This window comes from Frankia canadensis (assembly GCF_900197875.1).
Classification (GTDB): domain Bacteria; phylum Actinomycetota; class Actinomycetes; order Frankiales; family Frankiaceae; genus Frankia; species Frankia canadensis.
Map to the genome: position 1 here is coordinate 1 of NZ_FZMO01000140.1, position 9936 is coordinate 9936.

6 protein-coding genes are annotated in these 9936 nt (G+C 74.6%); 4 read left to right on the plus strand and 2 right to left on the minus strand.

Going from position 1 to position 9936, the window contains the following annotated elements; all coding sequences use genetic code 11:
* Positions 1–841 precede the first annotated feature (841 nt).
* A complete protein-coding gene (locus C1A33_RS13555) occupies positions 842–1630 on the plus strand; it encodes an AfsR/SARP family transcriptional regulator (protein WP_133150662.1) in 789 nt (262 codons plus the stop codon).
* A gap of 85 nt (positions 1631–1715) precedes the next feature.
* Here the strand turns inward: C1A33_RS13555 and C1A33_RS13560 are convergent, their stop codons facing one another.
* The gene (locus C1A33_RS13560) at positions 1716–3326 is read right to left on the minus strand and encodes a DMT family transporter (RefSeq protein ID WP_243407516.1); all 1611 of its coding nucleotides are present in this window, start codon (positions 3324–3326) and stop codon (positions 1716–1718) included.
* Between the two features lie 551 nt (positions 3327–3877).
* Here C1A33_RS13560 and C1A33_RS13565 point away from each other — a divergent pair.
* Positions 3878–5707, plus strand: a complete 1830-nt coding sequence (locus tag C1A33_RS13565) for a glycoside hydrolase family 3 protein (protein WP_101831881.1) — start codon at positions 3878–3880, stop codon at positions 5705–5707.
* Positions 5708–5791: 84 nt separating this feature from the next.
* Here C1A33_RS13565 and C1A33_RS13570 read toward each other — a convergent pair whose 3' ends face one another.
* The gene (locus C1A33_RS13570) at positions 5792–6652 is read right to left on the minus strand and encodes an SAM-dependent methyltransferase (protein WP_101831882.1); all 861 of its coding nucleotides are present in this window, start codon (positions 6650–6652) and stop codon (positions 5792–5794) included.
* Positions 6653–7268: 616 nt separating this feature from the next.
* On the opposite strand from C1A33_RS13570, the gene C1A33_RS13575 reads away from it, so the two are divergent.
* Positions 7269–8702, plus strand: a complete 1434-nt coding sequence (locus tag C1A33_RS13575; protein WP_243407517.1) for a cation:proton antiporter — start codon at positions 7269–7271, stop codon at positions 8700–8702.
* 4 nt (positions 8703–8706) lie between these two features.
* On the plus strand, positions 8707–9936 hold a 1230-nt coding region (locus tag C1A33_RS13580; protein ID WP_133150663.1), incomplete at its 3' end, for a serine/threonine-protein kinase.

The window sequence follows — 9936 nt, forward strand, 5'->3', positions numbered from 1 at the left end:
GTCCCGGCGGGGTAGGCGGCGCTCGATCCGCCGGCCGTTGACTCCGCTCCGGCTGTACGGCACCCCCAGGCCCGGGACTGCCGGCCCAGGGGTGGTCACGGACAGCCAGAACACGTCGCCCACAGTGCGGGCTGCCTCTCTGTCCACCGACGAGCCGCCCAGAGCCGGCGCTGCCGCGCAACTGCTGTTCACTCCGGGGCGACCACGGATCCGGCCCACCGACCTCCCCCGCGTCCCACCCGTCCTCTACTTCGAAACCCCGCGCATGCGGGCCAACCGGGAGGCCGGCCAGTTCGCGGCCGGGGAGGCGCGGCCGACCGCGGTCACCCAACCAGCCGGTGCCAACCCGTCCCCCGCGTCCACGCACCCACTCCCGCCCGTGCCGCAACCGCCCCCCATGCCGCAACCGCCGCGCCCTGCCTCGGGGCCGCCCCATCCGACACCGACGCCCGAGCCGACACCGACGCCCGAGCCGACGCCACGCCGACCCGCACCGTCCCAGCAGTACGGCGTGCCGCCCGAGCGGGTTCCCACGCCCCCTCGCCCGGTCCTCCCGCCACGCCCGCCCGTACCGCCACCCAACGAAACCGTGCCACCCTCAGGTCCCGCGACGCCTGCCCCGATCCCGCCGGTCGGCTCGGTCGGTCCAGCCGTCGCGAACCAGCCGGGCACGACCGCCTGGCCGACCGGCGCATCCGCGCGGCCGTCGGCGAGCCCGACCTACACGGATGGGGATCCGACGATCCCGGATCCGCCTCGCCGTGGCGGACCACCCATCACTACCGGGATCTCCGGACCCGCGGCCGCTGGAGCCGGCGCCGCGACGCACGACCCGGCCCGCATGGACGAGCCCGAGGCCACCGGCGAGGCCCAGGTGCGGGTCCTCGGCACGCCCACGGTCGAGGCGCCGGGCCCGCAGCCGACGGTTGACCTCGACCTGCTCACCGAGCTCGTCGTCTACCTCGCCCTGCACCGGGAGGGAGCGCCGCAGCAGCAGCTCACCCAGGAGATCACGTTCGCGGGCGCCGATGCGGGAGACGTCGACGCCGTGCACACCGCCCTGGACCGGGCGCGGCACTGGCTGGGCGTCGACGCCGAGGGGCGCCCCAGGCTCACGGCGGACACACAGGGCCACTGGCGGCTGAGCGCCGAGGTGCGCTGTGACTGGGAGCTGTTCGTCGCCTACAGCCACCGGGCTGACATGGTCGGCAGCGACACCGAGGTGGACCTCACCACCGCGCTGCGGATGGTCAGCGGTCCACTGTGGACGACTCTGCCCGCCGATCGGTACCGGTGGGCGACGACCGGGCCGATCGCGCGCAGCACCCGGGCCGGCGTCGTCGACGTGGCCCACCGGCTCGCCGGCCTCACCCTCGGCTTCGGGGACACGATGACGGCCATGGCCGCCTGTCGGACCGGGCTTCGGGCCGTGCCCACCTCGGAGGTGCTCTGGCGAGACCTGCTGCGCACGGTCGCCGCCAGAGGCGACCGGCGGACCCTGGAGGCGGTGGTCACGGAGATGTACCGCTCGATCAGTGCCGGCGGCTCGCGCCGGGGTGGTCGGGCCGAGGCGGAGACGGACGCGCTGGTCCAGACGCTGCTGCCCGGATTCCGGCGAGGGCGCCGCTGAGCCGGCTCCATCCGCGCGTACCCCGGTGGTCGATCTGGTGGCCCGCGCGCCGGTCCAACCGATGGAAGCACGCCCGCGGCTTGGCTCAGGCTGTGCCGTGCTGAGCGAGTATCCGGCGGGTGGCGCGACGCAGTCGATCCGCCTGCCGACGCAGATCCTCGGCACGGGCGTCAAGTTCGCGGCGGGCTGCGAGCAGACCGTCGACGGGCACCAGGTCGTCGCCGAGCACGGTGCGCGCCCGCCCCCGCCGCAGCGGCTGGGTGGGCAGGTCGCCACAAGCGGCGCCGCCGCTTCGCCCGGAGCCACCACCCACACCAGCACCAGCACCAGCACCAGCACCAGCACCGTAGGCCGCGCCCGCCCCACTGCTCACGCCGGCCATCTGGTGCCCGGGAGCTCGCGGTAGCCGGGCGAGGCCGCCTCGAGCGAGACGCCTGCCGCGCACCGAGCCGTCGCGGCGCACGGCCTTCACCGTTGTCACGGCCGCCACCGCCGTGGCGGGCACGCTGTCGCCCTCGGCCTGCACGGAGCGGGTTGCCGCCGCGCCCCGAGCGGGCAGGCCCGGCCCCACCGCCCGCGTCGCGACAGCGGGGGCCACCTCGACCGGGGGCTGGGAGCGCAACTGCTGCTCGAACCTGTCCCGCTCGTCGGCGAGACTCGCGAGTTCCTCGCCGATGCGGTCGAGGTCGCGGCTCAGCCGCTTGCGCAGTCGCCGGATCGCCGGGTTGGCCGGGCCGGTCCGCCGGCTTGCCCGCAGGTCGTGGCGCAGCCGCTCCAGGTCGTGGTGGACCTGCTCCTCCAGCCGCGACAGGCGACCCTGGGCCTGGCGGGCCGCCAGCCGTGACAACTGCCCGGTGATCAGTGGCGATCTGGCCAGCGTCCGCACGCCGACGGTCATCACGACGAGGCCGATGATCTCGGCGACGATGGCGAGCGGCGCCAGCCGCAGCCCCCCGCCGAGCAGGGTCACCCCGATCACCACGCCGGCGAGTGGCTCGACGCTGACCGACGCGGGCAGCGAGGCCGGCAGCGGCGCCATCTCGTAGGCACTCTGCGCCAGGACCGCGCTGATCACGGCGGCTGCCGCCACCGCCCACGGGAACCAGGAACGAGCGAGCGCGTCGGCTCCCTGCGCGGTCAGGAGATGACCGGCGCCGCTGACGATCGCGGCCTGCAGCGCTGACAGCAGGCCCGCGGCCGCGGCCAGCAGCGGCGCGCGCCGCACGGCGGCCAGCCGCCGGGTGCCCCACACGGCCCAGAACACCAGCAGCCCGACGACGACGCCGGTCGTCACCCAGCCGACGGTCGTGGCGGCGCGGGCATCGCCCGAGTCCGGTTTCCCGGCGCATACGAACAGGGCGAGGCCGATGGCGGTCGCCGCAGCTGACAGCCAGTCCCGCCGGGGGACGACGCGCCGGGCGAGCAGGGCGGCGAGCGGCAGGGCGAACAGCAGCTGGCAGATCTGCAGAGGCTCGACGAGTGCCACCGCGCCGTGCGTCAGCGCCGCGGCTGCCAGCAGACTGCCCAGGCCGCCGATGGCGACACCGAGATCCCACAGCGGTCGCCGCACCAGCCAGAGCAGCAGCCGCAGCCGCAGGACGTCACCCGGCGGCGCGCGAAAGGCCACCCGCTGCTGGATGACGGCGGCGACGCCGAAACAGACCGCGGCTCCCAGGCCGAGCAGATAGGTCGCCACGCCTCCTCGATCCCACCATGGTCCCTCGCGCCCGAAGGCGAGAGCCGCATGTTCCCCAGCTCGTCGAACACTGGCTACCTCACAGGGTGACATGCCGGCGGGCGGCTGGCGGGCACAGGTTGTCCCGTTCCCCCCCATCCAGGCGTTGCGAACCCTGCCCCCGCAGCGAACGGCGGTCCGCCCGGCTTCCGTCTGCGAGCCGCGGCGATCTGCGTTCTGCCTGGCCACCGGCCTGCCGGCCATGGCAGAGGCCAAATCGGGCGAAGCGGGACCGGCTGCCGTGCGAGGTCGGCTGGACGACTGTTAGCAGAATGCGAACACGTCGGGTGGGTAGCCCGGACGGCGAGGTCCCCGCCGTGCGACGGGCGGCCATGCCACGCTGACATCTCCGTCGGCGGGTGGCGGCTGGTCCGGCCTCGGCCCGGGCGGTCGGAGATCGCCGTGCGCGTAACCTTTTGGCAATGAATGTCCCCTCCAGCTCCGTGCCCGCGGGGACCTCCGACGCCGCGCGCCGACACGGCCGGACGCCCCGGACGCACCGGAGTCGCCGGATGCGCCGGGTGTGCGCCGCGGCGCTGCTGGTGGTCGGCGTCCTGGTGGCGGCGGGGTGTCGCCCGGCGGGCGGCGGCTCCGCCGACGGTGATCGGCAGCAGGCCCCACGACGGGAGGCGCTCGGCCGCGCGATCGGCACCGAGGGGTCGATCACCCCCTCGCCCGCCGGTGCCGCGGCGGGCGGCTCGACGGCCACCGGCGGGCCGGCCTCGCCGACCGAGGCGCCGGGCGGCGGGCTGGACGACGGGCTGGCGGCGGACGACGCCGCGGCGTCGCGCTGGGTCGAGTCCACGCTCGCGGGCATGAGCCTGGAGGCGCGGATCGGCCAGCTGCTCATGGGCTACGTGTTCGGGACGTCCGCCGGGGACCGGGCGCCGCGCGCCGTCGCCGGCAATCGCCTCGTGGCCCACGCCGACACGGCGGCCGACGCCGTGCGCTCGCTCGGGCTCGGTGGGGTCACCCTGTTCGACGCCGGTGGGACGGGGCCGGGCGCGCTGCCCGACAACATCGTCGGACCGGCCCAGGTCCGTGGGTTGACGGCGGGCCTCCAGTCGGCGTCGGCCATCCCGTTGCTCGTCGCCGCCGACCAGGAGCAGGGGCCGGTGCTGCGGATCCGGGACGGGGTGACGCTGCTGCCCGACCAGATGGCGCAGGGCGCGGGTGGCCTGGTCGACGACGCGCGTGACGCCGCCCGGGTGACCGGGGCGGACCTGCGGGGGCTCGGTGTCAACGTCGACTTCGCGCCGGACGCGGACGTGAACACCAACCCCGCGAACCCGGTGATCGGCGAACGATCGTTCGGTGACGACCCCGCCGCCGTCGCCCGCTTCACCGCCGCCGCGGTGCGCGGCTTCTCGTCGGCCGGGGTCGCGGCGGCGGCGAAGCATTTTCCCGGCCACGGGTCGACCTCCGTCGACAGCCATCTGGACCTGCCGCTGGTGACGGCGTCGCGGGAGCGGCTGGCCGCGGTGGACCTGGCCCCCTTCCGGTCGGCGATCGCCGCGGGAGTGCCCATGGTGATGGTGGGTCACCTGCTCGTTCCCGCCCTCGACGCCGCCACGCCGACGTCCCTGTCCACGGCGACGGTGACGACGCTGCTGCGCCACGAGCTGGGCTTCGACGGCGTGGTCGTCACCGACGCGCTGAACATGGCGGCGATCACGAAGCGGTACTCCCCCGGCGAGGCGGCGGTGCGGGCCGTGCTTGCCGGCGTCGACCTGCTGCTCATGCCGCCGGATCTGGTCGCGGCGCGCGACGGCCTGCTCGGCGCGGTCCGGTCCGGGCGGGTCCCCGCCGGCCGGGTCGACGAATCGGTGCGCCGGGTGCTGCGGCTGAAGTGGCGCCTGGCGCACGCGTCGCCCCGACCGGCCGCCGACGGTGCCGCCGTGGCCGCGCGCATCGCGTCCCGATCGGTGACGCTGCTGGCCCGGAACTGCGGCGCCCTACCTCTGCGCGCCGGTTCGACGGCGACCGTCGTCGGCACGTCCACGGCGGCGGCCCGGCTGCGCGCGGCCCTCGCGGCGCGGGGCATCGCGGCGCCGGCGAACGGCGGACGGGCGGCTGCGACGGTCACGGTGGCCGGGGACGGGTCGGCCGCGCGGGCCGCCCCCGGCTCGATCGTCGTGTCCACCGGCGCGCCGTACCACGCACCGCCGGCACCCGCGGCCTGGCTGGCCACCTACTCCGCCGACCCTGCCTCGATCACGGCGCTGGCCGCGGTGCTCACCGGCGCGATCCCACCGTCTGGGCACCTCCCGGTGGCGACGACGTCGCCCGCCGGCCGCCCACTGGCACGCGGCTACGGGATGTCGGCCAGCGCCGCCTGCTGACCCTGCGGGGACGCATGTCCCCCAGGGGCCGTTCGGGGGGCGTCCCTTCCGCCCGCCGCACGCGACGGCGTGGGCCTCTCGGCGTCAGGGCACGCGGGCGACGACCCCGTAGCCTGCGATCTCGGCGTCGGTCAGGCCGGCTTCGTCAGAGGAGTCCGGCCGCCAGCGGTGCAGTACGGAGATGCCCGGGTCGACCAGGTCGAGCCCATCGAGCAGGCGCGCGATCTCGGCCCGGCCGCGGGCCTGGGCGGCCAGCCCGCGCCGGCGGTAGATGCCGATGAGCTCGTCCATCCGCTCGGGGGCGAAGTCCCCGGTCGCATGGCTGATCGTGAGATAGGAGCCGGCGGGCAGCGCGCCTGTCAGTGTGCGCACGATGTCCCGCAGCCCACGCTCGTCGGGGAAGAAGTGAAGGACGGCGATCAGGGACAGCGCGACCGGCCGACCGAGGTCGAAGGTCTCACGCAGCGCGGCGGAGGCGAGAATGGCCGCCGGGTCGTGCAGGTCGGCCTCCAGGTAGGCCGTGCGCCCCTCGGGGGTGCCGGTCAGTAGCGCGCGGGCCGCGGCGAGCACGATGGGATCGTTGTCGACATAGACGACGCGGGATTCCCGGGCGATCTCCTGCGCGACCTCATGCAGGTTAGGACTGGTGGGAATGCCCGTTCCGATGTCCAGGAACTGGCGGATCCCGGCCTCGCCGGCCAGGAACCGGGTGGCCCGGTGCAGGAAGGACCGGTTCGCGCGGGCGGTGGTGCGCAGCGTGGGGAACGTGGCGATCGCCTGCTCGGCCGCCTCCCGGTCGGCGGGGTAGTTGTCCTTGCCCCCGAGGTAATAGTCATACATGCGGGCCGTGTGCGGCTGATCGATTTTCAGCTCCACCGGTACGCGCTCCTCCGCGAGAGATTTCCACCACTTGCCGGTCGGCTCGTGCCGACCCACACCCGTCACTGCCGTGGCCCCCTCGGATTCCGGTTGACCCCCGCGGAATAGAGCCTAGCGTTTCGCCCATTTCGCTCGAACAGGCACCGAACCGACCAGGACGCGGGCCACCGCATTCCTCCCTGTCGCCGCAGGTCGCCGGCCTGACGACCGCGCCCCATCCGTTCCTGGTGCCGAGGAGTGCACGAGGCGTCGCGCCGGCGGCACCGCGGTGTGAGCCACGCCGCTCGCCCGTTTCCTTTGTCGCAAACGGGGCATCACGCCGAGAGGAGGCGGCATCATGTCCGCCCCTCGGGCCGCCGGACGTGCTCGTGGACGCCGTCTGGGTGGCAGACGCGCCGCCCGGCTCCGCCGGCCGGGCCGCCTCCCGGACGGGACGGCCCTGGACCGGGACGCGCCCGACGTCCGCGGCGGGATCGCGGCCGCGCCACCGAGCAGCACTGATCGACACGACGCCGACGACAACAACGCCGCCGACGCCGATGCCGATGTCGATACCCGATGTCGACGGCGTCGAGGCCCCTGACGACAGCGGACGACGAGACGTTCGCCGCAACCGACCGACTGCATGATCAGCCGGCCAGTGACACATGATCAGCCGGGCCGGCACGGACGAGGAGGGTATGTGGAGCTGGGACGGTCCCTGGTCGCACTTGGAGGTTCGTTTCTCGCCGCGGGTCTGCTCGCCCGCGCCGGCAGGCGGATCGGTCTGCCCACCATTCCGGTGTTCATGGCCGCCGGAATCCTGCTCGGCCCGCACACTCCGGGACTCGTCCTGTTCGAGGATCCGGGGGAACTGAAGGTCCTCGCCGCGCTCGGCCTGATCTTCCTGCTGTTCTCCCTGGGGCTTGAGTTCCACCTCGATCAGCTGATCGGCGGCGGGCGGAGGCTGCTGTTCGCCGGCGGCAGCTATCTGCTTCTCAACGTCGGCGGCGGCCTGCTGTTCGGCCATCTGCTCGGCTGGGGCGAGCGCGAGGCCGTCGCGCTGGCGGGGATCGTCGGGATCTCGTCGTCGGCCATCGTGACCAAGCTGCTGTTCGAGCTGCGGCGGATGAACCGCGGGGAGACCCCGCTGATCCTCGGGATCATCGTCGTCGAGGACGTCTTCCTCGCGTTCTATCTGGCCCTGCTGCAGCCGATCATCAAGGGGTCCAGCGGCATGACAGACCTGGCGCTGCAGGTGGGGCGCGGGTTCGCGTTCCTGCTCGCGCTGGCCGCCCTCGCCCGGTGGGGCGCGCGGACCGTCGCGCGGCTCGTCGACGACCCCGATGACGACCTGCTCGTCGTCTGCTTCGTCGGCCTCGCGGTGCTCGTGGCCGGCGGCGCGGAGCTGGTCGGCGTCTCGGATGCCATCGGCGCGTTCATGGCCGGGCTCATCCTCGCCGCGAGCCCGGTGGCCGGGCGGGTGCGGCCACTCGTCGTGCCGCTGCGCGACGCGTTCGGCGCGCTGTTCTTCTTCGCGTTCGGCCTGCGGATCGCGCCGGCGGACGTGTGGTCCGTCGCCGGGCCCGTGCTGGCGGCGATCGTCCTGACCCTGGTGCTGAACGCGGCCGCCGGCCTCGTCGCCGCCCGCATCCACCGCATGGACATGACCGCGGCGGTCACCATCACCCTGTCGGTCCTCGCCCGCGGCGAGTTCGCGCTGATCGTCGCCTCACTGGCGGCCGCCGCCGGCCTCGACGCCCGCATCGCGCCCTTCACCGCCGGCTACGTCCTGATCCTCGCCGTGATCGGCCCTCTCGCCGCCTCGCACTCCGACGCGATCGCCCGCCTCCTTCCCGGCGGTTCCCGGCCCGTCCCGGGCGCCGCCGCCGATCCGGCGGGCGCCCGGCCGGCCGCCCCGGCCGGTGAGGACCGGCCGGGCGACCTGCGGCCACGCGCATCGGAGCCGGACCCGCTGCCGGTGCCGTCCCGCCCGGACCACGCGGACGCACGGGCGCACGGTCTCGCTCACGAGACGGGCCGCGACAGACCCCTCGACGTCCACCCGAAGTGCGATCAGTCCCAGGTCGAGCAAGAATTGCCGCGTACGGCGTCCGGAGACAGGGCGGCGAGGTGACCGGGTGGCGCGACTGGAAGTTCCTGGGCTGCAGATGGGAGCGGAGATAGGTCGCGGCTCGTACTCCGTCGTCTATCGGGCGCAGCGGGCGTCCCGGAAGTACGCCGTGAAAGTTGCCCTGCAGGCGATCGCTCCCGACAACGGCATTGCCCGGACATTTGCCCGGGAAGCGACGATCCTGTCCTGTATCCGGCATCCCAACATTGCTCGGGTATGGGCGGCCGGGCATGTCGAGGACCGCCCCTACCTGGTCATGGACCTGGTGGAGGGGGAAACGCTGCGGACGCGGCTCACGGCCGGGCCGCTGGGAATCACCGACGCCGCACGGATGGCGCGTGATGTGGCCGCGGCGTTGTCCGAAGCCCACCAGCGCGGCCTCGTGCACCAGGACGTCAATCCCGCGAACATCATGATGAGCGAGGACGGCCGGGCCGTCCTGCTCGATTTCGGGCTGATGACCCGGGCCGGTGAAGCGCCGTCGGATCGTGCCGTCGGGACGCTCGTGTACGGCGCGCCCGAGCAGTCCGGGGTGCTGCGGCGGCCGGTCGATCCGCGTACGGACCTGTACGCCCTCGGCGCGGTGCTCTACACCTGCCTCGCCGGCCGCCCACCGTTCGCCGCGGACGACGTCGCGGAGCTGCTCCGCCAGCACGCGGTGGCGGAGCCCCGCCCGCTGGCCGAGTCGCGCGCGGACGTGCCCGCCGAGCTCGCCGCCGTCGTCCACCGGCTGCTGACCAAGGAGCCGGACGACCGGTTCCAGTCGGCGCGGGAGGTCATCGCCGCACTCATGCCGTTCGCGCCCAGCGGTTCGGGCGCGGGCACGGGCGCGGGCGACGGCCACGCGCCGGTCCGGCTCAGCGCGGGCCAGCTGATCGGCCGCGACCGCGAGCGTCGGATCCTGTCACGCGCCTGGGATCGCTGCATGGCCGGTGAGTCCGGGGTCGTGACCATCGCGGGCGAGGCGGGTGTCGGCAAGACCGCCCTCATCATGGACCTGCTGGCCACGCGCGGCCTGACGTCGACACCCGCCGTCGTCCGCGGCCGGTGCGCCGCGGACGCCGCCGCCCCGCTGGCCCTGCTGCGCGGCCTGTCCGACGACTGGATGCGCCGGATGGCGGACGAGCCCGAGCCGGTGGCGCGGGAGCTGCGTGCGCGCAAGGTGGCGGCGGCGGGCGCCGACGCGGTGGAGCTCGCCCGCGCCAGTCCCGCCCTCGGGGCGTTGATGGGGGTGGGC